At 39.5% G+C, this 25,028-nt stretch carries 26 protein-coding genes and 1 pseudogene; 24 read left to right on the forward strand and 3 right to left on the reverse strand.

Annotated features, from left to right (window positions below; genetic code table 11):
- Positions 1-17 precede the first annotated feature (17 nt).
- Positions 18-1,697: a ribonuclease J1 gene (gene rnjA / locus O3601_RS02790; RefSeq protein ID WP_120164143.1), complete on the reverse strand. Its 1,680-nt coding sequence runs from the start codon at positions 1,695-1,697 to the stop codon at positions 18-20.
- Between the two features lies 1 nt (position 1,698).
- Positions 1,699-1,932, reverse strand: coding sequence for a DNA-dependent RNA polymerase subunit epsilon (locus O3601_RS02795; protein ID WP_000639571.1), 234 nt, complete (start codon positions 1,930-1,932; stop codon positions 1,699-1,701).
- A gap of 280 nt (positions 1,933-2,212) precedes the next feature.
- On the opposite strand from O3601_RS02795, the gene O3601_RS02800 reads away from it, so the two are divergent.
- From O3601_RS02800 to O3601_RS02890, 19 genes and pseudogenes are all read left to right on the forward strand, one after another.
- Positions 2,213-2,428 (forward strand): hypothetical protein, encoded by a 216-nt coding sequence (locus O3601_RS02800; RefSeq protein ID WP_023935522.1) that lies wholly within the window; start codon positions 2,213-2,215, stop codon positions 2,426-2,428.
- 104 nt (positions 2,429-2,532) lie between these two features.
- Positions 2,533-3,216 carry a tRNA (adenosine(37)-N6)-threonylcarbamoyltransferase complex dimerization subunit type 1 TsaB gene (gene tsaB / locus O3601_RS02805; protein ID WP_371471023.1) on the forward strand — a complete coding sequence of 228 codons (684 nt, stop codon included), beginning with the start codon at positions 2,533-2,535 and terminating at the stop codon, positions 3,214-3,216.
- On the forward strand, positions 3,213-3,650 hold the full coding sequence (gene rimI / locus O3601_RS02810) for a ribosomal protein S18-alanine N-acetyltransferase (RefSeq protein ID WP_371471025.1): 438 nt from the start codon (positions 3,213-3,215) through the stop codon (positions 3,648-3,650). The genes tsaB and rimI overlap by 4 nt, the downstream gene beginning before the upstream one ends.
- A complete protein-coding gene (gene tsaD, locus O3601_RS02815; RefSeq protein ID WP_371471027.1) occupies positions 3,640-4,650 on the forward strand; it encodes a tRNA (adenosine(37)-N6)-threonylcarbamoyltransferase complex transferase subunit TsaD in 1,011 nt (336 codons plus the stop codon). Before rimI ends, tsaD begins: the two co-directional genes overlap by 11 nt.
- Before the next feature lie 103 nt (positions 4,651-4,753).
- Positions 4,754-5,617 carry an XRE/MutR family transcriptional regulator gene (locus O3601_RS02820; RefSeq protein ID WP_371471029.1) on the forward strand — a complete coding sequence of 288 codons (864 nt, stop codon included), beginning with the start codon at positions 4,754-4,756 and terminating at the stop codon, positions 5,615-5,617.
- A gap of 286 nt (positions 5,618-5,903) precedes the next feature.
- A complete protein-coding gene (locus O3601_RS02825) occupies positions 5,904-6,092 on the forward strand; it encodes a peptide pheromone VP1 (protein ID WP_000933481.1) in 189 nt (62 codons plus the stop codon).
- A gap of 66 nt (positions 6,093-6,158) precedes the next feature.
- Entirely contained in the window at positions 6,159-6,824 is a 666-nt protein-coding gene (locus O3601_RS02830; RefSeq protein WP_371471031.1) for a lysostaphin resistance A-like protein, read from the forward strand.
- A 68-nt stretch (positions 6,825-6,892) separates the two neighbouring features.
- Positions 6,893-8,119, forward strand: a complete 1,227-nt coding sequence (locus O3601_RS02835; protein ID WP_371471032.1) for an MFS transporter — start codon at positions 6,893-6,895, stop codon at positions 8,117-8,119.
- 158 nt (positions 8,120-8,277) lie between these two features.
- Positions 8,278-8,973, forward strand: a complete 696-nt coding sequence (locus tag O3601_RS02840; RefSeq protein WP_371471170.1) for an AzlC family ABC transporter permease — start codon at positions 8,278-8,280, stop codon at positions 8,971-8,973.
- The gene (locus tag O3601_RS02845; RefSeq protein WP_371471034.1) at positions 8,963-9,286 is read left to right on the forward strand and encodes an AzlD domain-containing protein; all 324 of its coding nucleotides are present in this window, start codon (positions 8,963-8,965) and stop codon (positions 9,284-9,286) included. Before O3601_RS02840 ends, O3601_RS02845 begins: the two co-directional genes overlap by 11 nt.
- Before the next feature lie 254 nt (positions 9,287-9,540).
- The gene (locus tag O3601_RS02850; RefSeq protein WP_371471035.1) at positions 9,541-10,371 is read left to right on the forward strand and encodes an amino acid ABC transporter substrate-binding protein; all 831 of its coding nucleotides are present in this window, start codon (positions 9,541-9,543) and stop codon (positions 10,369-10,371) included.
- A gap of 153 nt (positions 10,372-10,524) precedes the next feature.
- A complete protein-coding gene (locus O3601_RS02855) occupies positions 10,525-11,379 on the forward strand; it encodes a MetQ/NlpA family ABC transporter substrate-binding protein (RefSeq protein WP_000694524.1) in 855 nt (284 codons plus the stop codon).
- Between the two features lie 96 nt (positions 11,380-11,475).
- A complete protein-coding gene (locus O3601_RS02860) occupies positions 11,476-12,849 on the forward strand; it encodes a M20/M25/M40 family metallo-hydrolase (RefSeq protein ID WP_084923821.1) in 1,374 nt (457 codons plus the stop codon).
- Complete coding sequence (locus O3601_RS02865; RefSeq protein ID WP_371471037.1) at positions 12,842-13,903, forward strand: methionine ABC transporter ATP-binding protein; 1,062 nt, start codon at positions 12,842-12,844, stop codon at positions 13,901-13,903. The genes O3601_RS02860 and O3601_RS02865 overlap by 8 nt, the downstream gene beginning before the upstream one ends.
- Position 13,904: 1 nt before the next feature.
- Positions 13,905-14,597 carry a methionine ABC transporter permease gene (locus tag O3601_RS02870; RefSeq protein ID WP_371471038.1) on the forward strand — a complete coding sequence of 231 codons (693 nt, stop codon included), beginning with the start codon at positions 13,905-13,907 and terminating at the stop codon, positions 14,595-14,597.
- 129 nt (positions 14,598-14,726) lie between these two features.
- Positions 14,727-15,596, forward strand: coding sequence for an Rgg/GadR/MutR family transcriptional regulator (locus O3601_RS02875; protein ID WP_371471040.1), 870 nt, complete (start codon positions 14,727-14,729; stop codon positions 15,594-15,596).
- Positions 15,597-15,937: 341 nt separating this feature from the next.
- A complete protein-coding gene (locus O3601_RS02880) occupies positions 15,938-17,872 on the forward strand; it encodes a kinase (protein WP_371471042.1) in 1,935 nt (644 codons plus the stop codon).
- Positions 17,869-19,113, forward strand: a complete 1,245-nt coding sequence (locus O3601_RS02885; protein ID WP_371471044.1) for a transporter — start codon at positions 17,869-17,871, stop codon at positions 19,111-19,113. Before O3601_RS02880 ends, O3601_RS02885 begins: the two co-directional genes overlap by 4 nt.
- A gap of 16 nt (positions 19,114-19,129) precedes the next feature.
- Positions 19,130-19,354, forward strand: a pseudogene (locus O3601_RS02890) (hypothetical protein); the annotation flags it as partial.
- A 193-nt stretch (positions 19,355-19,547) separates the two neighbouring features.
- On the opposite strand, the gene O3601_RS02895 reads toward O3601_RS02890, so the two are convergent.
- Complete coding sequence (locus O3601_RS02895; RefSeq protein WP_371471046.1) at positions 19,548-20,117, reverse strand: MptD family putative ECF transporter S component; 570 nt, start codon at positions 20,115-20,117, stop codon at positions 19,548-19,550.
- Positions 20,118-20,250: 133 nt separating this feature from the next.
- Here O3601_RS02895 and O3601_RS02900 point away from each other — a divergent pair, with 133 nt between their 5' ends.
- The 5 genes from O3601_RS02900 (at position 20,251) to nrdI (ending at position 24,950) form a co-directional block, all read left to right on the forward strand.
- A complete protein-coding gene (locus O3601_RS02900; RefSeq protein ID WP_000532348.1) occupies positions 20,251-20,865 on the forward strand; it encodes a YesL family protein in 615 nt (204 codons plus the stop codon).
- Positions 20,843-22,513 (forward strand): sensor histidine kinase, encoded by a 1,671-nt coding sequence (locus tag O3601_RS02905; RefSeq protein ID WP_371471047.1) that lies wholly within the window; start codon positions 20,843-20,845, stop codon positions 22,511-22,513. The genes O3601_RS02900 and O3601_RS02905 overlap by 23 nt, the downstream gene beginning before the upstream one ends.
- 11 nt (positions 22,514-22,524) lie before the next feature.
- The gene (locus tag O3601_RS02910; RefSeq protein ID WP_371471048.1) at positions 22,525-23,811 is read left to right on the forward strand and encodes a response regulator; all 1,287 of its coding nucleotides are present in this window, start codon (positions 22,525-22,527) and stop codon (positions 23,809-23,811) included.
- Between the two features lie 60 nt (positions 23,812-23,871).
- Positions 23,872-24,402 (forward strand): ABC transporter permease, encoded by a 531-nt coding sequence (locus O3601_RS02915; protein WP_371471049.1) that lies wholly within the window; start codon positions 23,872-23,874, stop codon positions 24,400-24,402.
- Between the two features lie 77 nt (positions 24,403-24,479).
- Positions 24,480-24,950 (forward strand): class Ib ribonucleoside-diphosphate reductase assembly flavoprotein NrdI, encoded by a 471-nt coding sequence (nrdI, locus tag O3601_RS02920; RefSeq protein ID WP_371471050.1) that lies wholly within the window; start codon positions 24,480-24,482, stop codon positions 24,948-24,950.
- The last annotated feature ends 78 nt before the right edge of the window (positions 24,951-25,028 follow it).

A 25,028-nucleotide genomic window follows, 5' to 3' on the forward strand; every position in this document is an offset into this window, starting at 1 on the left:
GAGATTTTCGAAGAGTATTATTCTTCATCTGGTGTGAGGATCATCGGGATGATAATCGGTTCACGTTCTGTATTTTCATAAAGGAAGGGGCGAATAGCGTTGACAATGGCACCATTGACAGATTGCACGCTAGCGTCCTTGTTTTTTAGTGCGATACGAATGGCATTGAAGAGGATGCGTTGGCTTTGGCGAATCAAGTCGCCAGACTCTCTCATGTAGACAAAGCCTCGGCTGAGGATGTCTGGACCAGATAGAATCATCTGCGATTTGAAGTCAACAGTTGCGACTGCTAGAACGACACCGTCTTCAGATAAATCACGACGATCTTTGAGGACAGCAGCACCGATTTCACCGATACGATTTCCATCGACATAGATGTCTTGAGCGTTGAAATGGCCTGCGATACGAGCAGAATCTGCGGTAAGGGCAAGCACATCACCATTGCTCATGATAAAGATATTGTCCTTCTCAACACCAGTATCTACCGCTAGTCCAGCGTGGACTTTTTGCATGCGGTATTCACCGTGGACAGGCATGAAGTATTTTGGCTTAATCAAGCGGAGCATGAGTTTTTGCTCTTGCTGGCCACCGTGTCCAGATGTATGGATATTGTTAACCTTACCGTGGATAACTTCGACACCAGCTTCTGAAATGATGTTAATCAGCTTGTTGACGCTAGTAGTGTTTCCAGGAATTGGACTTGAAGAGAAGATAACGGTATCACCTGGTTGGAGTTGTACCTGACGGTGGGTTCCGTTGGCGATACGAGAGAGGGCAGCCATAGGCTCGCCCTGACTACCTGTACAAAGGATGAGAACCTCACCTGCAGGGTAGTCTTTGATTTCATTTGGCTCGATAAAGGTTCCCTTAGGAGCTTTGATGTAGCCAAGATCGATTCCGTTGACAATGGCCTTTTCCATAGAACGACCAAAGACAGCGATCTTGCGCCCAGTCTTAACAGCGGCTTCTGTTGCTTGCTGGAGACGGAAGATATTTGAGGCAAAGGATGCAAAGATGATACGTCCCTCTATGCCTTGGATAATCTTCATGATGGACTGGCCAACGACTTTTTCAGAGTTGGTAAAGGTTGGAATTTCTGCATTTGTCGAGTCAGACAGGAGACAGAGTACACCGTCTTCACCAAGAGCTGCCATACGATGCAAATCTGCTGGTTCACCAACTGGTGTTAAGTCAAACTTGAAGTCACCCGTACAGACAATTTTCCCTTGAGGAGTATGAATGACAATCCCCAAAGGTTCTGGAATAGAGTGAGTCGTTCTAAAGAAAGTTGCCTTGAGATTTTTAAAGGTCAACTCAGTGTTGTGGTTGATTTCGTAAAGTTTGGCGTTGCGCAGGAGGCCATGTTCTTCGAGTTTACCACGGATTAAAGCCAAGGCAAGTGGTCCAGCATAGATTGGGACATTTGCTTGCTTGAGTAGGAATGGAATCCCACCGATGTGGTCCTCGTGTCCGTGTGTAATCAAAACAGCCTTGACGCGGTCGATATTGTCTACGATGTAAGAGTAGTCAGGAATGACATAGTCGATACCCAGCAAGTCATCTTCTGGGAATTTAATCCCAGCATCGACGATGATAATCTCATCTTGGTATTCAATCCCGTATGTGTTTTTCCCGATTTCTCCCAGACCACCGATGGCAAAAACGCCGACTTCTTCAGGTTTAAGAGTATAGGCCATATTAGAACTCCGTAATTTCGAAGGCGCCAGTTTCTTTTTCGTAATCTAGCAATTTGTCAGACAAGAGTTCGATATACTCGATATTGTACTCTGGGCGATTTTCTTCGACAAGTTGGCGAGCAGCGATACGGCCCTCAAGTTCTGAGTTGGCATCGATGTCTAGGTAAAGTGCGCGTGTAGTTTCACGACGTGGGCTACGTTCTTTTGTTTCTTGATAAAAAACTTTGTAAATCATATAGTTCCTTTCTATTTTACAGGTCAGCTTATTCCAAACTTTTAGCAGATATTTGCTTGATTTCATTCCATTTTGTGTCTAGATTGACCTTGATTCGTTACAATTATTTCAATTATACCACAAAATGAAAAATTAGTAAAAGACGGAAACGAGAAAGTCATGGGATAATTCCTTTAGTAAGCGCTTGCAAAAACGAAGAAAATGTGTTATATTAATAACGGAAGTGGAATTTATTGCTTGTCATAATTCCATATAGTTTTTAAGTCAAGGAGGTTGCCCTATGTATAACTTATTTGCTTTTGCTATCGGAGCTCGCTTGGTAGCTTTTATTGTTTTTGTTGCTTGCGTTTATGGAGGGAATCTTCTATTTGCCAAACTGGAACGACGACAAACCAAGTTCTTGTGGAAAATTACCTTTGTGACTCTCTACTCGCTTTTTCTTCTCCTCGTAACCTATGTCGTTTGGTTTGTATTTTACTTTGGATTAAATGCTTAGATGCCCTGCTTATGCTGGGGCATCTTTGTTTAAGGATAAAGAAAATTCCCATGTGCCAGCTTTTGTAGTATAATAGTAAACAGACAAAAAGATAGGAATGTGTTATGAAAGTATTAGCTTTTGATACGTCCAGCAAGGCTCTTTCTCTCGCTATTTTAAAGGACAAGCAGATTCTTGCTGAGACGACGATTAATATTAAGAAAAATCACAGTATTACCCTCATGCCAGCCATCGATTTTTTGATGGCAAGTTTGGATTGGACACCCAAGGATTTGGATAGAATCGTGGTGGCAGAGGGTCCAGGTAGCTACACAGGTTTGCGAATTGCGGTAGCAACTGCCAAAACCTTAGCTCATACTCTGAACATCGAGTTGGTTGGTATGTCTAGCCTCTTGGCTCTGGTGCCATATCAACAAGAAGGCTTGTTCGTTCCTTTGATGGATGCGCGTCGCAACAATGTTTACGCAGGATTTTATGAAAATGCTAAATCTGTCATGCCAGAATCGCACCTTTCCTTTGAGCGAGTGATTGAGTTAATCAAGGGGGCTAGTCAGGTAACCTTTGTCGGAGAAGTTGGCACCTTTGTAGAGCAGATTCAAGAACACTTGCCAAGGACTAATTTCAAAGAAACCTTGCCAAATGCAGCTAATCTAGCTCTCTGGGCCTGGGACAAGGAAGCAGACTCCTTGCATGATTTTGTGCCGAACTACCTCAAACGTGTTGAGGCTGAGGAAAACTGGCTCAAGAATCACACAGAATCTGGCGAGTCTTACATTAAACGCCTATGATAGAAATCAAACGAATCCAACAGCAACCTGACTTGGCTCAAGACATCTACGCTGTCATGGCAGCTGTTTACCCAGTCAGTCCTTGGACTCTGGAACAAATCCAAGCAGACCTGTCCCAAGACCAGACTTGGTATGCTCTGGCTTATGATGGGGCAGAAGTGATTGGATTTCTAGCTGTGCAGGAGAATCTTTTTGAAGCAGAAGTCTTGCAAATCGCTGTCAAAGGAGCTTATCAGGGTCAGGGAATTGCGTCAGCCTTGTTTGCTCAATTGCCGACAGATAAGGAGATTTTCCTCGAAGTCAGAAAGTCAAATCACCGAGCGCAAGCATTTTACAAGAAAGAAAAGATGGCAGTCATCGCTGAGCGAAAGGCCTACTACCATGACCCAGTCGAGGACGCCATCATCATGAAGAGAGAAATAGATGAAGGATAGATATATTTTAGCATTTGAGACATCCTGTGATGAGACTAGTGTTGCCGTCTTGAAAAACGACGATGAACTCTTGTCTAATGTCATTGCTAGTCAAATCGAGAGCCACAAACGTTTTGGGGGCGTAGTGCCAGAAGTAGCTAGTCGTCACCATGTCGAGGTCATTACAGCCTGTATCGAGGAGGCGCTAGCAGAAGCAGAGATTACAGAAGAGGATGTGACAGCTGTGGCGGTTACCTATGGACCAGGCTTGGTCGGAGCCTTGCTAGTTGGCTTGTCAGCTGCTAAGGCCTTTGCTTGGGCACATGGACTTCCACTTATCCCTGTTAACCACATGGCTGGTCACCTCATGGCAGCTCAAAATGTAGAGCCTTTGGAGTTTCCCTTGCTAGCCCTCTTGGTTAGCGGTGGACACACAGAGTTGGTTTATGTTTCTGAGGCTGGTGACTACAAGATTGTTGGGGAAACGCGAGATGACGCGGTTGGCGAGGCTTATGATAAGGTCGGCCGTGTCATGGGCTTGACCTATCCTGCAGGTCGTGAGATTGATGAGCTAGCTCATCAGGGACAGGATATTTATGATTTCCCTCGTGCCATGATTAAGGAAGATAATCTGGAGTTTTCATTCTCAGGTTTGAAATCGGCCTTTATCAATCTTCATCACAATACCGAACAAAAGGGAGAAAGCTTGTCTACAGAGGATTTGTGTGCTTCCTTCCAAGCAGCTGTACTGGATATTCTTATGGCAAAAACTAAGAAGGCTTTGGAGAAATACCCTGTTAAGACCCTTGTCGTGGCAGGTGGTGTGGCAGCCAATAAAGGTCTCAGAGAACGCCTAGCAACTGAAATCACAGATGTCAAGGTTATCATCCCACCTCTGCGCCTCTGTGGAGACAATGCAGGTATGATTGCCTATGCCAGCGTCAGCGAGTGGAACAAAGAAAACTTTGCAAACTTGGACCTCAATGCCAAACCAAGTCTTACTTTTGATATGATGGAATAAGGAGTCAGCTTAAGGCTGGCTTTTTCACTTGCTAAAATGTCAGAATATTTTGACAAATAACTGTAAATAATGATATAATATATAAAGAATAGGAGGTGGTCAGATGATTGAGAGAATGGAATTGGGAGAATTTTACAAGGAATTGCGATTGGCTAGAAAGCTCAAGCAGTCAGATGTGGCTTGTGCTGGACTAACAGCTTCTCAGCTATCCAAGTTTGAACTAGGACAGTCTATGTTGTCTGCAGATAAGCTCATATTAGCTATCCAAGGGATTAATATGAATTTTGATGAGTTTGGTCATAAGCTCAACAACTATCAAGAATCTCCACATATGCGAATTGGTAGAAGGGTTGTGGATCGCTTTGTCCATCAAGATATCGCTGGCTTAGAGCAACTGTTGGAGGAAGTCGAACAAGAACAGATGGCGCAGACCTATCGTCGTTTGAATGCCATTGTGATTAAAGATGCTATCCATTCCTTAGATAAAAGCTATCCGCTAGCAGAGGAGGATAGCGAGTTTTTAACTACCTACCTCTACGCTATTGAGTCTTGGACCTGGTTTGAACTCTATATATTCTGTAATACCATGCCTTTCTTGAGCAATCAAGATTTGATATTTTTATCAACCACTTTACTTGAGAAATCTAAGGAATTTAAAGAGTTGGTACATAATAGACTGTATATGAAAAGTGGCTTTCTGAATATTATATCAGAGCTCATGGAGCGCAAACTTTTCTCTTACATCCCAATCTTTGAAGCTGAGCTGGAGAGTATGCTTCGTCCATACGATGTTTTTGAAAAAGTATTGTGGCAATTTTTAAAGAAAATGAGTATTTTCCTTCAAACCAAAGGAAACAATCAAAAAGAGATTGAACACTTTATCCAATCTCTGCAAGTATTAGAAAATCCACAATTGATAGCCCTCTTCGAATTGCGTTTTCAGCAATACAAAGAACTTATCGATTAGTTAGAAATGGGAAAATGATAATAATCTCAGCAATGATTGCCAATAATCTTAAAACTTGTTTCTTCATATGACTTCCCTCCTCATTAGTAATAACTTTATTATAGCAGGGAAATAATCAAATCCACCAAAATCGCAAATCTGAAATTTCTATAAGAAAAAATATCAAATATGCGATTTTCTAAAATAAGGCAATTTCTGTGTTATACTGACCTTGTAAAACATTTGAAGCAAATCCTAGGTCGCAGAAGTGGTTTACAAGAAGAAAACAATTGAAGGAGTATAAAAGATGTTAAATTTACAATTTGCAGAAACAATGGAATTGACAGAAGATGAGTTGCAAGATGTTAGAGGAGGCTACACTGTGGTTAACCCAGGCGGTGGAATTGGAGTAAGCTTAGGAGCACCTTGGTCAATCACTAATTTCTGGAAGAAATATTTTAACCATGATTCTTCCACTGTTAATCGTCGTCATTGATATTTAAAGCCCTTGCCTTTGTTTGGGTTAGGGCTTTTTTTATTTCGTAATATAGGAGAAAATAGGATGAAAAAGATAATCTCACGCTACTACTTTATTATAGCTTTTCTACTAGTTATTGCTGACCAGAAGTTCAGTGGTCTGGTTTTATCTAGCGACTTTGCTCTTGGTCTATCTGACTTTACTTATTATCTGTCGGATATGATGTTGAATTTTCTTGTGGTTTTATTTGCTCTTATTGTTATGATTTGGTCGGGGAAATGGCAGAAAATCAACAGTAGAAAGTTTAAAGGATCCTATCTTCTCTATTCCTTCCTAGCTCTGCTTGCTTTTGTTGCTTGGAATTTTGTCACCTTTTTTCTTTTCCCACCTACTCGAAATGAAATTTCTTATCAACATGCTGCTCCTACTTTTACAGGAGCTACGGCATTTTTGATGTATTTTTTTTATCCTGTGATTGCAGGTCCCATTTTTGAAGACATGATTTATCGTGGATTAGTGATGACTGCTCTGGAAAAAGGAAAGAAATGGGGGCTAGATGTACTTGGTTCCGCTGTTTTATTTGGGGTCTCGCACATTAGTAATCACGGTTGGGTCTTGACAGACTTTGTCTTCTATATGGGTGGAGGTCTTATATTTGCAGTCTTATTTAGAATGACAAAGTCCATTTATTGGCCTATTGGACTGCATATAGTCTATAATGGCATTGGTCAGATTTTGATGTTACTGTAATTGTTGTTAGTAGTATCGCGGTCTATCCTTGGGGAAAGATTCCCATTTGAATTTAAAAAGGAGTTGTGATGAAAGTATTTCTTCAAAATAGAGATTTTAGGCAATTAACCATCAACCAGTGGATTTCAACGATTGGGGATACGATTTTTTATCTGGCTTTTTTGAATTATGTGGCAGATGCGTCTTTTGCCCCTTTGGCGATTTTACTTATCACGATTTCAGAAACCCTTCCCCAAGTTCTACAAATCTTTCTGGGAGTTTTGGCGGATTTTCAACATCATCGTGTCCTAAAATATACAATTATTAGTTTTGCAAAATTTTTGCTTTACTATATAGTGTCCCTATCGCTTTCAGGGCAGTCTTTCTCCTTGTTGCTAGTAGCATTTATTTGTCTGATTAACCTCTTGTCTGACACATTGAGTTATTTTTCAGGAGCTATGCTCACTCCAATTTTCATTAGAATTATTGGACAAGACCATTTGGCAGAAGCTATTGGATTTAAACAGTCAACTGTTAGTTTAGTGAAAACAATCAGTAATATTCTAGGAGGAGTCTTACTAGGTATTCTATCTATCCAGTTTATTTCCTTACTGAATGCTCTTACCTTTTTAATCGCATTTTTAGGTATCCTTTTCATAAAAACTGACCTTTTGAAAGTAGAAAAAACGATTAGCTATCAAGAAGGGCTCTCTGTAAAATCCTTTTGCCAGCATTTGCTCCAATCATCGAAATTGATATGGAATATGAATAAGGTGCTCTTGGTTTTGTTTATTATTTCTATTAGTCAAGCAGTGATAAATGTTACAGTTCCTGTTTCTACTCTGTTTTTGAGAAATCAGCCCTTTTTGAATTTACAAACAGGTCAATCTCTTGCCTTGTTATCCACCCTGGAGCTGTCAGCCCTTATTGTCGGAAGCCTTGTGAGTGGCTATCTGAAGAATACAATCTCTATAAAACTTGCTCTATATGCCTCGCTTATTATCCAATTACTCCTTTTAGTTGGCTTTGTGGCAGTTCGTTTTGACTGGATTCTCATCTTTAGTGCCTTAGATGCCTTTTTCGCAGGTGTTCTATCTCCTCGATTACAGGAACTCATTTTTAAACAAATACCTGAGGAGTCAATGGGAGCAGTTCAATCCTCTATCGGTGCTATTACGGTTGTTTTACCGAGCTTATTTACAATAGCTTTGGTAACCATTGCTACTAGCTTTGGAACTCTGGCAGTTAGCTTTGTTTTATTGCTATTTCTTCTAGTTGCCTTTGCCATGCTCTTGAATATTCGTGAAAGTATCTAACGGAGAATTTCTATAATATATGTTTGAGACTGGATTGCCAGTCTTTTTATGATAGCTACAATCAGCAGACTTTTTTCTCTTTCCTGAATGTGTTATAATAGTCCATGCTGTGGCTGGAACTGATTCAGCCCATTTATTAAGACAATATGAGGAGAATGATGAAAGAAAAAGGATTTTGGGAGGGGGCGCAGGCAGCCATGCCAACGGCCCTGGGTTATGTCAGTATTGGCCTTGCCTGTGGGATTATCGGTGCGCCTTATGTGACACCTGTTGAGATGGGCTTGATGAGCCTCTTTGTTTATGCTGGGAGTGCCCAGTTTGCTATGTTGGCTTTGATTGCGGTTCAAGCGCCTGTAGCGGCCATTGCTACGACGGTCTTTTTGATTAATTTGCGTCTCTTTTTGTTGAGTTTGCATGCGTCGACCTATTTCCGTCATACCAGTCTCTGGCAAAATATCGGTATGTCTAGCCTTTTGACAGATGAAACCTACGGCGTTTTGATGGGCGAATTGGCCCATACAGACAAGGTCAATCCTATGTGGATGCATGGAAACAATCTCAACAGCTATGTGGCTTGGTTTGTGGGGACAGTTGTCGGAACGTCTCTGGGTGGCCTGCTGCCAAATCCAGAAATCTTTGGATTAGATTTTGCCCTGGTTGGGATGTTCATCGGAATTTTTGCTTCGCAATTCCAGATTATGCAAAGACGGATTCCTGTCCGCAATCTGCTCATTATCCTAGCAGTTGTTGCGGTGTCCTTCTTTTTACTCTTGACAGTGGTATCTCAGTCGCTCGCTGTTCTGTTTGCGACGCTACTTGGTTGTACAATGGGGGTGGTTTTAGATGGTCAGTAAGTATCTTTTATTAGCAGTTATTTTCTCTGGCTTGGTGACGTGGATTCCCCGTATGATTCCCTTCATCTTGGTCAAGTATAAGGGCTTGCCTGCAATCGTTGAGCGTTTTTTGAAATTTTTGCCCGTTTCCATTATCTTTGCCTTGATTCTTTCAAGCGTAGTGACAGGTAAGGTTGGGAACCTTCCTCAAATTAAATGGATAGACTTCTTAGCCGTCTTTCCAACAGCTTGGGTGGCCTTTCGCTACCGCAATCTAGTCGGAACGGTTCTCTTTGGAGTGGTCTTAATTGCAGTCTTGCGTTTGGTCTTTTAATACTCTTCGAAAATCTCTTCAAACCACGTCAGCGTCGCCTTACCGTATATATGTTACTGACTTCGTCAGTTCTATCTACAACCTCAAAGCAGTGCTTTGAGCAACCTACGGCTAGCTTCCTAGTTTGCTCTTTGATTTTCATTGAGTATAAATCAGCCATAAAGAAAACCTATCACAGAGATAGATATCATATAATGGCGTAAATGGTCTTTTTCTGTTAAGATTATAAGGTATTCTATTTTGGAGGAAATGACATGAAAAAAATCGTTAAATACTCATCTCTTGCTGCCTTAGGGCTTGTTGCTGCAGGTGTGTTAGCAGCTTGCTCAGGTGGTGCGAAAAAAGAAGGAGAATCAGCTAGCAAGAAAGAAATTATCGTTGCAACTAATGCTACACCAAAACCATTCAACTATGAAGAAAATGGCGAATTGACTGGTTACGAAATTGAAGTGGTTCGCGCTATCTTTAAAGATTCTGACAAATATGATGTCAAGTTTGAGAAGACAGAGTGGTCAGGAGTCTTTGCAGGACTTGATGCTGACCGTTACAATATGGCTGTTAGCAACATCAGCTACACTAAAGAACGTGCTGAAAAATACCTTTATGCAGCTCCAACTGCTAAAAACCCTAACGTTCTTGTAGTGAAAAAAGATGACCCTAGCATCAAATCGCTTGATAATATCGGTGGAAAATCAACAGAAGTTGTTCAAGGGACAACATCTGCTAAACAGCTAGAAGATTACAACAAACAACACTCAGATAATCCAACTGTCCTAAAGTATACTAAAGCGGACTTCCAACAAATCATGGGACGCTTGAGCGATGGCCAGTTTGACTACAAGATTTTTGATAAAATCGGTGTTGAAACAGTCATTAAGGACCAAGGTTTGGACAACTTGAAAGTTATCGAACTTCCAAGCGACCAACAGCCTTACGTTTACCCACTTCTTGCTAAAGGTCAAGATGAGTTGAAATCATTTGTAGACAAACGTATCCAAGAACTCTATAAAGATGGAACGCTTGAAAAATTGTCTAAACAATTCTTCGGAGATACTTATCTACCAGCAGAAGCTGATATTAAATAATTTCTTGAGATCATCCATTCTGAGTAAGATGGGTGATTTCTCAATTTTTAGGGATATAGTTTTAAACTATATATCTGGCTATCTAATAACAATTTGTGAAATCAAACAAATTGTGAGATACTAGTACGGTATTATTTTTAAGGAGAAAGAATCATGAAAATCAAAAAATGGCTTGGTGTAGCAGCCCTTGCTACAGTCGCAGGTTTGGCTCTTGCAGCTTGCGGAAACTCAGAAAAGAAAGCAGACAATGCAACAACTATCAAAATCGCAACTGTTAACCGTAGCGGTTCTGAAGAAAAACGTTGGGACAAAATCCAAGAATTGGTTAAAAAAGACGGTATTACTTTGGAATTTACAGAGTTCACAGACTACTCACAACCAAACAAGGCAACTGCTGATGGCGAAGTAGACTTGAACGCTTTCCAACACTATAACTTCTTGAACAACTGGAACAAAGAAAACGGAAAAGACCTTGTAGCGATTGCTGATACTTACATCTCTCCAATCCGCCTTTACTCAGGTTTGAATGGAAGTGACAACAAGTACACTAAAGTAGAAGACATCCCAGCAAACGGAGAAATCGCTGTACCGAACGATGCTACAAACGAAAGCCGTGCGCTTTACTTGCTTCAATCAGCTGGCTTGATTAAATTGGATGTTTCTGGAACTGCTCTTGCAACAGTTGCTAACATCAAAGAAAATCCAAAGAACTTGAAAATCACTGAATTGGACGCTAGCCAAACAGCTCGTTCATTGTCATCAGTTGACGCTGCCGTTGTAAACAATACCTTCGTTACAGAAGCAAAATTAGACTACAAGAAAGCACTCTTCAAAGAACAAGCTGATGAAAACTCAAAACAATGGTACAACATTATCGTTGCGAAAAAAGATTGGGAAACATCACCAAAAGCTGATGCTATCAAGAAAGTTGTTGCAGCTTACCATACAGATGAAGTGAAAAAAGTTATCGAAGAAACATCAGACGGTTTGGATCAACCAGTTTGGTAATAAGAAACAGGGAGGTGGGAGAGAAAATTCCACCTCTTGCTTTTGTATAGAGCATGGATTGTCAGGAAGAGTAGTTCATAGAAAGGTAGAGAGAATATGGTTTTTCCTAGCGAACAAGAACAAATCGAAAAATTTGAAAAGGATCATGTAGCCCAGCATTATTTTGAGGTTTTGCGTACCTTGATTTCTAAGAAATCAGTCTTTGCCCAACAGGTGGGTCTCAAAGAAGTTGCCAACTATCTGGGTGAGATTTTCAAGCGTGTTGGGGCTGAAGTGGAGATTGATGAGACTTACACGGCGCCTTTTGTCATGGCACATTTCAAGAGTTCGCGTCCAGATGCCAAGACCTTGATTTTCTATAACCACTATGACACTGTACCAGCTGATGGGGATCAGGTCTGGACAGAGGATCCTTTTACGCTTTCGGTGCGCAATGGTTTCATATATGGGCGTGGGGTTGATGACGACAAGGGTCATATCACAGCTCGTTTGAGTGCTTTGAGAAAATATATGCAGCATCATGATGATCTGCCTGTCAATATTAGTTTTATCATGGAGGGTGCGGAGGAATCGGCTTCGACAGACCTGGATAAGTATCTGGAAAAACATGCGGATAAACTCCGTGGTGCAGATTTGTTGGTCTGGGAACAAGGAACCAAAAATGCCTTGGAACAGCTAGAAATTTCTGGTGGAAATAAGGGGATTGTGACCTTTGATGCCAAGGTGAAAAGTGCTGATGTGGATATCCACTCTAGTTATGGTGGGGTTGTGGAGTCAGCTCCCTGGTACCTCCTTCAAGCTCTACAGTCTCTTCGTGCTGCAGATGGCCGTATCTTGGTTGAAGGTTTGTACGAAGAAGTACAAGAGCCAAATGAACGTGAATTAGCCTTGGTGGATACCTATGCCCAACGAAATCCAGGGGAAATCAGCCAGATTTATGGTTTGGAATTGCCTCTTTTACAAGAGGAGCGTGCAGCCTTTCTAAAACGATTCTTTTTCGAGCCAGCTCTTAATATCGAAGGGATTCAGTCAGGTTATCAGGGACAAGGAGTCAAAACGATTTTGCCAGCAGAAGCCAGCGCTAAGCTAGAAGTTCGTTTGGTTCCTGGCCTAGAACCGCATGATGTTCTGGAAAAAATTCGGAAACAGCTAGACAAAAATGGCTTTGATAAGGTAGAATTATACTATACCTTGGGAGAGATGAGCTATCGAAGCGATATGAGCGCACCAGCCATTCTTAATGTAATCGAGTTGGCTAAGAAATTCTATCCACAGGGCGTTTCAGTCTTGCCAACTACAGCTGGGACAGGGCCTATGCATACGGTCTTTGATGCCCTAGAGGTGCCAATGGTGGCCTTCGGTCTAGGAAATGCCAACAGCCGAGACCACGGTGGAGATGAAAACGTGCGAATCGCCGATTATTACACCCATATTGAATTAGTAGAGGAGCTGATTAGAAGCTATGAGTAGAGATATTATCAAGTTAGATCAGATCGATGTGACTTTTCACCAAAAGAAGAGAACCATCACAGCGGTCAAGGATGTGACTATTCACATCCAAGAAGGGGATATCTACGGAATTGTTGGATATTCTGGAGCAGGGAAATCAACCCTTGTACGGGTGATTAACCTCTTGCAAAAACCATCTGCAGGGAAAATTACCATTGACGACGATGTGATTTTTGATGGTAAGGTGATCTTGACGGCAGAGCAGTTGCGTCGTAAACGTCAAGATATTGGAATGATTTTCCAGCATTTTAACCTGATGAGCCAAAAGACAGCAGAGGAGAATGTAGCCTTTGCACTTAAACATTCTGGGCTCAGCAAGGAAGAAAAGAAGGCTAAAGTAGCTAAGTTGTTGGACTTGGTTGGCTTGGCAGACCGTGCTGAAAACTACCCTTCACAACTATCTGGAGGGCAAAAACAGCGTGTGGCCATTGCGCGTGCCTTGGCAAATGATCCAAAAATCTTGATTTCAGACGAGTCGACTTCTGCCCTTGATCCGAAGACAACCAAGCAAATTTTGGCCTTGTTGCAAGATTTGAACCATAAATTAGGATTGACCGTTGTCTTAATTACGCATGAAATGCAGATTGTCAAAGATATTGCCAACCGTGTGGCAGTTATGCAGGATGGGCATTTGATTGAAGAGGGTAGCGTCCTTGAAATCTTCTCAAATCCTAAACAACCTTTGACGCAAGACTTTATCTCAACAGCCACTGGTATTGACGAAGCCATGGTCAAAATCGAGAAACAAGAAATCGTGGAACACTTGTCTGAAAACAGCCTTTTGGTGCAGCTCAAGTATGCAGGGGCTTCAACAGACGAGCCACTTTTGAATGAATTGTACAAGAATTACCAAGTAACGGCTAATATCCTCTATGGAAATATCGAAATCCTCGATGGTACTCCTGTTGGAGAATTGGTTGTGGTCTTGTCAGGTGAAAAAGCAGCGCTAGCAGGCGCCCAAGAAGCCATTCGTCAAGCAGGCGTACAACTAAAAGTATTGAAGGGAGGACAGTAAGATGGAATCATTGATTCAAACCTATTTACCAAATGTATATAAAATGGGCTGGGCTGGTCAAGCAGGCTGGGGAACAGCCATCTATCTAACTCTTTATATGACAGTTCTTTCTTTCATCATCGGAGGATTCTTGGGGTTAGTGGCAGGTCTCTTTCTCGTCTTAACAGCGCCAGGTGGTGTTTTGGAAAATAAGGTTGTCTTCTGGATTTTAGACAAGATTACTTCCATTTTCCGTGCGGTTCCTTTCATCATCCTCTTGGCAATCTTGTCTCCCCTTTCTCACTTGATTGTGAAAACAAGTATCGGGCCAAATGCAGCCCTTGTTCCACTTTCTTTTGCAGTCTTTGCCTTCTTTGCCCGTCAGGTGCAGGTTGTCTTGGCTGAGCTAGATGGTGGTGTTATTGAGGCGGCTCAAGCTTGCGGAGCGACATTCTGGGATATCGTAGGTGTTTACCTATCAGAAGGTCTTCCAGATTTGATCCGTGTGACGACTGTGACCTTGATTTCCCTTGTTGGGGAAACAGCTATGGCCGGTGCGGTTGGTGCTGGTGGTATTGGTAACGTAGCCATCGCTTATGGATTTAACCGCTACAATCACGATGTGACCATCTTGGCAACCATTATTATCATTTTGATTATCTTTGCGATCCAGTTCTTGGGTGATTTCTTGACTAAGAAATTAAGCCATAAATAAAAAGATCTAGGCAATCTGTACATCATTCATAGGAGTTGTCGTTATAGTCAAGACTTAAAATTCTCTGTACAGATTGCTATCAATCGTCGCTTTTATGAGTTAGAGAGTTAAGAATTGTGGGGAGTCAATATGCAAAATCTGGGAGAAATTTTTAAAGAATTGAGAAAGAGTCGGAATGTATCTCTACAGGAGGCTACGGGAGGAGAGTTTACTTATTCCATGCTGAGCAAATTTGAGCGTGGAGAAGCAGACTTATCCTCTATGAAATTGATTACTGCCTTAGATAACATCCACTCTGATTTGAATGAATTTATGTACTTGGTACGTGGTTTTTCTCAGAAAAAGGCTTTGGCTTTTCAAGAAAATCTCTGGGAACTATATGATAGAGAAGGGATTGATTCTCTCCATTCCTTGTATGAAGAGATGACTCAAAAGTATAGATCAAGTGGTGAAAAGAGCTATCTTTTACAAATGATTCGTATCAAAAGCCTTCTTGTGTTTTTTGATTCAGAAATAAGAGCAACGGATGAAGAACTGACTTTTCTCTATGACTATTTTTTTACTATTGATATCTGGGGAAATTATGAATTGGAACTATTTTCAACGATTTCTCCTTTGTTTCCTCTGCCCCTCTATTTTAAATATTCTAGGGAGATGTTACAAAAGACGGATTTATTAGGCTCTTTACCTAGTAACAAAGTCGGTATCGATACCATTTTGATTAATGGACTCTTTAAAGCGATAGAGGAAAAGGATAAATTAAAAGCAGACTATTTTGTTTTTCAGATTGAAAAACGAGAATTGCCAGAATCTCAAGCTTATCTGAAAATCATTTATATGATTGCTAAAGGGTATTATGATACTATTTTTAATGTAAAAAATAAGGGTCTTGAAAAAATCCAGAGAGGCATTACAATCTTACAAGATTTAGAGTATGTAGATGGTGCAAGATACTATGAAAACTATTTTGCAAACCAGCTTTCAAATAAAGATTTGTAATATATTCCAAATACATCGACCGATGAAAAATAAATAGCCTTGTAGATGGATTGATAATTAGTAGTTTCTAGGCGCTAGAGTTTCTATTTTCAGAAAAAATATATTACAAAAAAGTGGGGACTCCCGCTTTTTTTGTTAGACTGGTTTCATAAAACAAAGGAGGTAACAGAAATGACAAAATTTGCAATGACTGCATCAAAACATGCAGAACCAGTCAAAGAATTTGTAGCTACTTACAAATGTTCAGTTCATAAAGGATAATGAACTCAGATTGGCAATATTTTATAAGGAGTATAGATTTGTATATCATACTCCTTTATCTATTTGTAAAAAGGTGAACTATGGATAGGATGGACTTCACATACTATAATGATAATTTATATAAATTGGAAGAATTTGGTTTTAAAATTCATATTTCTGCTACTATAAAGAATTATACACAAGTATTTGATATAGTTAGTAAGTTGCTAGAACGAGAAAGAACTATGTATAAATGTTTGTCTGACTTTGATAAAATTTATAAAAATTTTTCAGAAAATGAATCATCTGCAGAATCAGGGAAGTTTATAACTATTTATCCAAAGAATAGAGAGCACTGTATAGATTTACTTGAAAAGCTTTATCAAAAAATACCTTGTGATTTCCAAGGTATCTATATACTAAGTGATAGAAAATATAAAAATTCAAATAATATTTTCTACAGATTTGGATGTAATATTGTTAATGAAGCGCATTTAATTGACGGCTTACCTAGTATGTATGGACCAGATGGGGAAGTTTGGCAAGATTATCAAAAATCTTATTTTGACTTACCTAAATGGATTGAAGATATTCAAGAACCTCAAATATTTGAAGATACATACATGTCTAATAATTATGAAATAAATTCAATAATAAAATCTAGTAATGGCGGTAATATCTATTTAGCTAATTCAAAAAAATATAATAGGAAAGTTGTGATAAAGGAATGCCGTAATTTCGTTTTATCATATATAAATGTAGAAAAGAGGGAGTTTAGAGAAAGAGAGTGGGAGTTATCTAAGAAGCTAATCAAATATATTCCCAAATCGCTTGAAAATATTAATGAATGGACAAATGGATATTTTATTTATGAATTTATAGACGGCTACACATTAAAAGATTTTGTAGATGATTATAACTTATATTCTTATTCTAGTAGTGACATTATTAAAAATTACTCCAATTTTCTTACTTTATTAAGAATTTTTGAAAAAATAATTGAAGTGGTTGAATACTTTCATAAAGAAAATATTGTGTTGAATGATATTCATTCAGATAATATTCTGATTACAGAAATGTTAGATTTGTATTTTATTGACTTAGAAAACTCATATCAATCATCTGAATCTCCGACAGTAGGTATTTATAATGACATTTGTTTAAAAAAATGGAATTGTATAGAAGGTAAAAAAGCAGATTGTTATAAAGTTGCAAACTTGATGTTATTTTTACTGGGGAGATTACACTTGAGAGAAGAAGAAGCTTTAAAAACTAATAAAGTAAAAGAATTACTTCTTCAAAAAGGAATAGTAACGAACATAGATATTCTAATAAATTATCTATTTAGTGATAATCCAGATATACCTACTGCTAAAAAAATATTTTCAAGTATATATGCAGAGAGACAGAAAGAAACAAAAATTACGTCCTCAAGTACGGCATTTATACCACTAAGTGACGAAGAATTTCTGAATTTATTAGAGTCAAGATTTGATTTTACAGAAAGTATAGATATAAGCTCTGATGAATCGTTGGATATATTTGATAGTTTTAATACTTATGGTTTAAATGGTTTATCGGGATTTTTAATTTTTTTACATAAAATTTCTTTCAGCAGATATACTATAAGTAGAGGTATTGAGATTGTATTATCTAATCTGTTAGACATAGGTGGTAGAAAATTTTTGAAAAATTCTACCACAACAGTTTCTCCTTATTTGTTAGATGGAACATCTGGGGTCATAAGAATGTTGTTATATATTGATCCATTTAAATACAAAGATATTATTTTGGATCTGAGTTCGAGTATATTGGTTGAGTATGCTCAGTTTTCTGGATATTGGATGGGAATGGATGGGTTAGCAGATACTCTGTTAGCAGTTAACAAATATTTTCCTAATAATGAATTTATTGTAGTAGCAAAAGAATTATTAATAACTAGTTCTATTCTAAAGGACGTGGAGTCAAATACAGAAAATCTTATTCCTAGAGTGAAGATTGATAGTTTACTGGATTGCCAAGGAGGCCTGTTATGAAATTATTTTTCAAACATCATTTATTTAGGATACTTACCTTATCGAGGTTTTTGAGCTCAAGTGGAGCTTATATTTATAATCTGGTATTTATCGTTTATGCTGCGAGTCTACCCTTTAAAAATATAGCTGTATTTATGGCTAATATGATTACGATTTTACCTTTCCTATTTACTTTTTATGTTGGGATGAAGGCTGATCATACTCGGAATAAAGCAAGGACAATTATCTGGGTTGGTTGTGTGCAAAGTATCCTATTTCTTTTGATTGCTAGTGTGATTCAAGACCAGAACTTCGTAACGTTTGCTTTTATCTGTATGGTTAATATCTGTTCGGATATTTTATCGGATTATACAGCAGGCCTTCGTATGCCGATTATCCAGCATAATATTTCGGAAGATAAGCTCTATGAAGCTTATTCCTTTACTCAGTTTGTTTCCTATTTATCAAATCTAGGAGGTCAAGCCTTAGGAGTGTGGTTACTCACAACAAGCCACCAAAATTTTTCTTTTGTTGCGATTGTGAATGCTGGTTTCTTTTTACTATCTTCTCTCATTTTATTCAAAAATAGAAGAGAATTGACGCATTTGTCTGTAAAGGTAGAGGATAAGTCGATTAGTTTGCTTCAACAAGTTAAGGCAATCTATGCGGACATGGATGATATTTTTAGACAGAGAGAAAGTAAATCTTTGTTTAAAATGATTCTTGTCATTTTAGTGATGAATACTTTGGGAGGAGCTGTTGGAGGTATTTATCACTTTTACTTATTAGACCATACTATCTACCATCTCAGCTATGCTCAGGCCCTATTTTTAATCGAATGTGTCAGCTTGGGAGGAGCTATTCTTGGTAGCCTAACTCCCCATGATTATTTTGGGAAATTGTCTTTCTCAAGTTTACTATCGCTCAATGCAATCCTGTTTGTATTACTTGCTACTGCTAATATTTTAGATTTTTCTCCTCTAGTAGGTGTTGTTTGCTTAGCTTTTGTCATGTATTTGATGTCGAAATCAATGCCTAAATTAGATACTCTGTTACTGTCTAATTTGAGTGCGGATGTATTAGCTAGAAGTAATAATCTCTTGAGTATGATTTTTTCCCTAACATTACCCTTAGGGATGTCTATATTTTCTTTCTTAGCTTTACAAGATATCAGGATTTGTTGGTGGGTCTTTTTAGCAGGGAGTGTGATAGGGCTCATTTTATCGTTAGAAAAAAGAAGTTTTTCAGGTAAAAAAGTTTAGCCTAGAAAGCTCAGGATTACTAGAAGATCTGTCGGATTTGATCCGTGTGACGACTGTGACCTTGATTACCCTTGTTGGTGAAACGGCTATGGCTGGTGCGGTTGGAGCTGGTGGTATTGGTAACGTAGCCATCGCTTATGGATTTAACCGCTACAATCACGATGTGACCATCTTGGCAACCATCATTATCATTTTGATTATCTTTAAATTCATACTCAATGAAAATCAAAGAGCAAAGTAGGAAACTAGCCGCAGGTTGCTCAAAGTATTGCTTTGAGGTTGTAGATAAGACTGACGAAGTCAGTAACCCTACCTTCGGCAAGGCGACGTTGACGTGGTTTGAAGAGATTTTCGAAGAGTATCAATTCTTGGGAGATTTCTTGACTAAGTCTTGAGCCATAAATAAAAAGAGCCGTGTGGCTCTTTTTTAGTAATCAGATTTTCTGTGCAAATTTTTTACTCAAGGCTTGTCCAATCAAGGCACCAACTAGGGCTCCGATGACAACACTAGCGATAAATAGAAGGATGGTTCCAGGATTTGGTGCGACCATGATACGGTCGATATATTCTTGGGATTTTCCTCTTGCTAGAAGAGTAGCCATATAGGTTTGGGGCGCAATCCACATGAGTAAGATTGGACCAGTTGAACTAAAGGCGAAAATAATGAAAGAAAGCAAATTTTTTGTTTGGTCCTTGTATTTTCCTAAATGAGCTACTCCATCTGCTAGGAGGCCACAGATAATTCCAGGAAGGAAGGCGCCGGCACCGTGTTTAGTTCCCAAGAAAAAGAGGGCAATGACAAGGCCGATAGTGGTAATGGCTCCAAAGCGCGGAACTTTTGCGACTAGAATCATATAGACGCTACCTCCGACAAGGGCAGTAAAAGCAGGCGCATAAAACATGTTTCCAGTTTGGTCAAGGAGATTGCCCAAAAGGACACCAATCCCCATGCAGAGGAAGTAAAGAACTGCAAAGAGCAGTGTAGTTAAGATAGATTTTTTCATGAATTGTCTCCTGATAATTTTCTCACAATTCTCATTGTACCACGGTTTGGTGGGATTGTAAATGGGCACTCGAAGTTTTGAAAACGCTTGAAATATGATATAATAGTTTCATAGTTATTTTTAGGAGGATATCATGGGGAGATTTTTAGACTTTGTCTTTAATCGTTTCTTTTTAGGGATGATTGCGACAGCCTTCTTTTGGCTATTAACATTGGCAGGAGGGATTATCCTTGGTCTAGCGCCGGCTAGTGCCACCTTGATGAGCCTATATGCAGAACATGGTTATAGCTTTCGGGAATACAGTTTGAAGGAGGCTTGGTCTCTTTATAAGCAAAATTTTGTTTCAAGCAACCTGATTTTCTATAGCTTTTTAGGAGTGGATTTAGTTTTGGTTTATGGCTTGTATCTCTTGGTACAATTGCCTCATCAGACTATTATTCATTTGATTGCGACCTTTTTGAATGTTCTAGTAGTTGCCTTGATCTTTTTGGCTTATACAGTATCTTTGAAATTACAAGTTTATTTTGATTTGTCCTATCGAAATAGTCTCAAACTGTCCTTGATTGGCATCTTTATGAGCTTAGCGGCTGTGGCCAAGGTTCTCCTTGGGACAGTGCTACTTGTGGCAATTGGTTACTATATGCCTGCCCTACTTTTCTTTGTAGGAATTGGGATGTGGCATTTCTTTATCAGTGATATGTTGGAACCGGTCTATGAAAGTATCCATGAAAAATTGGCGACAAAATAGAATGAAGCAGTTTCGGCTACATACGCTTCTGCGAACCTATAGTTCAGTTATGATGATTATTATTGCGAGTTTTGCAATCTTACTCTCCTATGCTGACTGGGATTCACGAGAAAAGGAAGCTCAGAGAGTAGCCCAGCGTGTAACTACTCGAACAGTCGAAGAGGTGGAATATTATTATCGCGAGTCAGCCCAGCTAGCACAAGATTTAGTAGCCAATCAAGACCGGATACAAGGGGTTTATAAGTACTTTAGCTTGTCAACTTCTGAGTATTTTTATTGGCTGTTGGAGCATCAAGCAGCTTCGTCAACTTCTATTTCTCTGTATGAAAATATTGATGATCTTTATGTCCAAAATGACTATATAACGGGTGTTGCAATCGTCTTGCAGGACTTTAAAGAAGTTTATGTTTCGAGCAGAAATGAGAGAGGGGGTCATTCGGTACTTGCGGAAGGCTTTAAACCAGAGGCCAATAGTTTTGGAGTTCCTATTTTAGATCCAGCGACGGATCAATCTATAGGGGTTGTTTATATTTCCTTGGATCCAGAAATCTTATACCATGCTGTAGACAATACCCGAGGTCATATCCCGATGGCTGTTACTGTGACATCGCCTTTTGATACGGAGATTTTTCATATTGGTGAGAGGGTCAATAGGGAACATGAGAACTGGTTTGTTGGTGTAACCTCTCATGGCTATCAAGTTCAGGTAGCAGTTCCCAAAAACTTTGTTTTACAAGGAACAGTGACTAGCTCTGCTTTGATTGTGGGCTTAAGCCTTCTCTTTATTGTTATTCTCTATCTGACTTTGAGGCAGACCTTTGCTAATTACCAAAAGCAGGTAGTGGATTTGGTGGATTCCATTCAGGCTATTGCCCAAGGGGAAGAAGGTCTTCGCATTGCTACGCTTGAAAAGGATCAGGAATTGCTCTTAATCGCAGAGACCACCAATGATATGTTGGATCGATTGGAAAAGAATATCCATGATATTTACCAGTTAGAACTTAGTCAAAAAGATGCCAATATGCGAGCCTTGCAGGCTCAGATTAATCCTCACTTCATGTATAACACGCTAGAGTTTTTGCGCATGTATGCAGTTATGCAAAGTCAAGATGAGTTGGCAGATATCATTTATGAGTTCAGTAGCCTGTTGCGTAACAATATTTCCGACGAAAGAGAAACCCTTCTCAAACAGGAATTAGAATTTTGTCGTAAATATAGCTATCTCTGCATGGTTCGCTATCCCAAGTCCATTGCCTATGGTTTCAAGATAGACCCAGAGTTAGAGAATATGAAGATTCCTAAGTTTACCTTGCAACCGCTGGTAGAAAATTATTTCGCGCATGGTGTTGACCACAGACGGACAGATAATGTGATTAGCATCAAGGCACTTAAACAGGATGGGTTTGTGGAAATTTTAGTGGTCGATAATGGCCGTGGAATGTCAGTTGAAAAGCTGGCAAATCTTCGAGAAAAATTAAGTCAGAGACAGTTTGAACACCAAGCCAGCTACAGTGGTCAGAAGCAATCTATCGGGATTGTCAATGTCCATGAGCGTTTTGTGCTCTATTTTGGAGACCGCTACGCTATTACTATAGAGTCTGCAGAGCAAGCAGGTGTTCAGTATCGTATTACAATTCAAGATGAGTAGAAAGGGAGAAAATGTATAAAGTATTATTAGTAGATGATGAGTACATGGTGACAGAAGGTCTGAAGCGTTTGATTCCCTTTGATAAGTGGGATATGGAGGTCGTCGCAACAGCCAGTCATGCCGATGAAGCTCTAGAATATGTCCAAGAAAATCCAGTAGATGTGGTCATTTCAGATGTCAACATGCCCGATAAAACAGGGCTTGATATGATTCGGGAAATGAAAGAAATCTTACCAAATGCCGCCTATATCCTGCTCTCAGGTTATCAGGAATTTGATTACGTAAAAAGAGCAATGAACCTTAGTGTGGTGGATTATCTGGTTAAGCCTGTTGATAAGGTAGAGTTGGGAAATCTACTGGAGAAGATTGCAGGTCAGCTAGGCGAGAGAGGAAAGAAAAGTCAGACCCTTAGTCAAGATTTAGACGAGGCTGGATTTGCTAGTTATCTAGGAGGTAAGGAGAAGTGGTGGATAGGCCTATCCAAGGAAAAACAAGGCTCCTTCACCATTCCCTACTATGTCTTGGGTCAAGACTGGCAGATTTTTATTTCTGAGCAACTCCTAGATGGTTTAGTCGTTACTCCCTTTGAAGCTCCTTATCAAGAACACTTTGAACGCTGGAAGCTGAATGCTGAGAAAGCCCTCTTTTACGGTTCTGTAAATCTACAGCAGTCTGAGAGTCTCTTTACCTACTACGAACCGATTTATAGGGTTATCATTCAGGGGAATCTCAATCAAATCGTAGAAGAGTTAAACCTCTTGGAGAAGGTGGTTCTTGAAAATACACCCCGTGTTCCGATTACCAAACAGCTTTTTATCCAGTTTGTCATGGATGTCTTCCACTTGTTTGAACACCTCAAAGCTGATGATATGACGGACATTGTCAAAACGATTCATGCTATTCAATCCTTCGATGAATTGGTTCCTTATATCAAGGAAACTCTGACCCGATTCTTTGGACAATATCGTATGAATGAAAATGTGGTCAGTGTTCTGGAAGTCATTGGGCGTGATTATCAGAAAGAACTTTCTCTCAAGGATATCAGTAAGGATCTCTTTATCAATCCTGTCTATCTGGGGCAGTTGATTAAGCGTGAAACCAATTCGACCTTCGCAGAGTTACTAAACAAACAACGGATTAAGGCTGCCCAGCAACTTTTACTTTCAACTAGTGACAGTATCGAAGATATTTGTTATGCTGTCGGCTATAGTAATGTTGGATATTTCTATAAAGTGTTCCGAAAATTGTGCGGGAAATCGCCGAAAGCCTACCGAAAACAGGTAGAAACGACACTATAATATTTGTATCCCTTTACAAAAAGTGCTATAATATCAATAATAATATCAGGAGGTTCTATCATGAAAAAGAAACCGATTTATCTATGGGTCTTGCTAATCTTGTCTGCTCTTATTTCAGCTATGTCTCTGTTTGGAATGTTGAGTCCCTTACCTAGCAAAGAATCCCTTCGTGCTGCTCAGAAACAGGTTGCAGGGGTCAGTGCTCAGCAATTAGAAGACCAGCTTAATTACACCTATAGAGTAGCAGAATCAACTCATTCTATTTTTAATATGGCCTTGATTGTGCTATCTGCTATTTTAGTGGTAGTAGCTATTGTCTTCCTTGTTCGTAAGAATTTGCAATATGCAAACTATACTTATGTCGGCTATGTTTTGCTAGCTATTATTGGTTCAATTTATAGCTATGTGACTTTACAAGACGCTGTGCAGTTAGTTCACGATGAGACCATGCGTTTAGGGATAAGTGTTATTTCACAAGCCGTTAGCATTTTCTATATCGTCATCAATGTTCTTTTCCTAGCCCTTGTTTTCTATAAGATGTGGCGTCAACAGAAAGCCTTGGCAGAAGAAGAAACAGAAGAACTTGCTTAAGTATTGACAAAAAAGAACTATCAAGATACAATCTTGGTAGTTCTTTTTCGATTAAAAATAAAATCATGGAGGTACATATGAAGACAATTTCTTTAGTTTATATTAGTTTGAGTGGCAACACTGAAAGTTTTGTGACGCGCTTGAAAGACTATCTCTTGTCCCAGTACGAGGGGATTGAAGTCCAAAAGATTCATATCAAGGATTTGGTCAAGGAAGGCCAAGATTTTTATGAAATGGAACACCCTTACGTCGCTTTTTTGCCGACTTACCTCGAAGGTGGGAATGGTGTGGATAACGGAGATGTCGAGATTTTGACAACACCAGTGGGAGATTTTATCGCCTATGGTGACAATGCTAGTAAGTGTTTTGGTGTGGTTGGTTCAGGCAATCGTAACTTTAATAACCAATACTGCCTGACAGCCAAGCAATATAGTCAACGCTTTGGTTTCCCTGTCTTGGCTGATTTTGAAATGCGAGGCATGCTGGGAGATATCAAACATGTCGCAGCGATTATCGCAGATTTGTATGAGTTGGAAAAGGAGAATTAAGGTAGTTATAAGAGGCAGTTGGGATTTGCTAACTGCTTTTAGAATGTAAAAAAGCACACTCTTAAGTGCGCTTTGTCG

The sequence above is a fragment of the Streptococcus sp. 20925_1_69 genome, assembly GCF_041432365.1.
Lineage (GTDB): Bacteria > Bacillota > Bacilli > Lactobacillales > Streptococcaceae > Streptococcus.

What these genes read in the sequence shown, in the direction of transcription:
- O3601_RS02915 (WP_371471049.1), top strand. Translation starts at nt 23,872, where the DNA reads ATGAAAAAGAAACCGATTTATCTATGGGTCTTGCTAATCTTGTCTGCT.
- rimI (WP_371471025.1), top strand. Translation starts at nt 3,213, where the DNA reads ATGATAGAAATCAAACGAATCCAACAGCAACCTGACTTGGCTCAAGAC.
- O3601_RS02855 (WP_000694524.1), top strand. Translation starts at nt 10,525, where the DNA reads ATGAAAATCAAAAAATGGCTTGGTGTAGCAGCCCTTGCTACAGTCGCA.
- O3601_RS02825 (WP_000933481.1), top strand. Translation starts at nt 5,904, where the DNA reads ATGTTAAATTTACAATTTGCAGAAACAATGGAATTGACAGAAGATGAG.
- O3601_RS02885 (WP_371471044.1), top strand. Translation starts at nt 17,869, where the DNA reads ATGAAATTATTTTTCAAACATCATTTATTTAGGATACTTACCTTATCG.
- O3601_RS02900 (WP_000532348.1), top strand. Translation starts at nt 20,251, where the DNA reads ATGGGGAGATTTTTAGACTTTGTCTTTAATCGTTTCTTTTTAGGGATG.
- O3601_RS02905 (WP_371471047.1), top strand. Translation starts at nt 20,843, where the DNA reads ATGAAAAATTGGCGACAAAATAGAATGAAGCAGTTTCGGCTACATACG.
- O3601_RS02835 (WP_371471032.1), top strand. Translation starts at nt 6,893, where the DNA reads ATGAAAGTATTTCTTCAAAATAGAGATTTTAGGCAATTAACCATCAAC.
- O3601_RS02845 (WP_371471034.1), top strand. Translation starts at nt 8,963, where the DNA reads ATGGTCAGTAAGTATCTTTTATTAGCAGTTATTTTCTCTGGCTTGGTG.
- O3601_RS02875 (WP_371471040.1), top strand. Translation starts at nt 14,727, where the DNA reads ATGCAAAATCTGGGAGAAATTTTTAAAGAATTGAGAAAGAGTCGGAAT.
- O3601_RS02870 (WP_371471038.1), top strand. Translation starts at nt 13,905, where the DNA reads ATGGAATCATTGATTCAAACCTATTTACCAAATGTATATAAAATGGGC.
- rnjA (WP_120164143.1), bottom strand. Translation starts at nt 1,697, where the DNA reads ATGGCCTATACTCTTAAACCTGAAGAAGTCGGCGTTTTTGCCATCGGT.
- tsaB (WP_371471023.1), top strand. Translation starts at nt 2,533, where the DNA reads ATGAAAGTATTAGCTTTTGATACGTCCAGCAAGGCTCTTTCTCTCGCT.
- O3601_RS02880 (WP_371471042.1), top strand. Translation starts at nt 15,938, where the DNA reads ATGGATAGGATGGACTTCACATACTATAATGATAATTTATATAAATTG.
- O3601_RS02800 (WP_023935522.1), top strand. Translation starts at nt 2,213, where the DNA reads ATGTATAACTTATTTGCTTTTGCTATCGGAGCTCGCTTGGTAGCTTTT.
- O3601_RS02910 (WP_371471048.1), top strand. Translation starts at nt 22,525, where the DNA reads ATGTATAAAGTATTATTAGTAGATGATGAGTACATGGTGACAGAAGGT.
- tsaD (WP_371471027.1), top strand. Translation starts at nt 3,640, where the DNA reads ATGAAGGATAGATATATTTTAGCATTTGAGACATCCTGTGATGAGACT.
- O3601_RS02895 (WP_371471046.1), bottom strand. Translation starts at nt 20,117, where the DNA reads ATGAAAAAATCTATCTTAACTACACTGCTCTTTGCAGTTCTTTACTTC.
- O3601_RS02865 (WP_371471037.1), top strand. Translation starts at nt 12,842, where the DNA reads ATGAGTAGAGATATTATCAAGTTAGATCAGATCGATGTGACTTTTCAC.
- O3601_RS02840 (WP_371471170.1), top strand. Translation starts at nt 8,278, where the DNA reads ATGAAAGAAAAAGGATTTTGGGAGGGGGCGCAGGCAGCCATGCCAACG.
- O3601_RS02850 (WP_371471035.1), top strand. Translation starts at nt 9,541, where the DNA reads ATGAAAAAAATCGTTAAATACTCATCTCTTGCTGCCTTAGGGCTTGTT.
- O3601_RS02820 (WP_371471029.1), top strand. Translation starts at nt 4,754, where the DNA reads ATGATTGAGAGAATGGAATTGGGAGAATTTTACAAGGAATTGCGATTG.
- nrdI (WP_371471050.1), top strand. Translation starts at nt 24,480, where the DNA reads ATGAAGACAATTTCTTTAGTTTATATTAGTTTGAGTGGCAACACTGAA.
- O3601_RS02830 (WP_371471031.1), top strand. Translation starts at nt 6,159, where the DNA reads ATGAAAAAGATAATCTCACGCTACTACTTTATTATAGCTTTTCTACTA.
- O3601_RS02795 (WP_000639571.1), bottom strand. Translation starts at nt 1,932, where the DNA reads ATGATTTACAAAGTTTTTTATCAAGAAACAAAAGAACGTAGCCCACGT.
- O3601_RS02860 (WP_084923821.1), top strand. Translation starts at nt 11,476, where the DNA reads ATGGTTTTTCCTAGCGAACAAGAACAAATCGAAAAATTTGAAAAGGAT.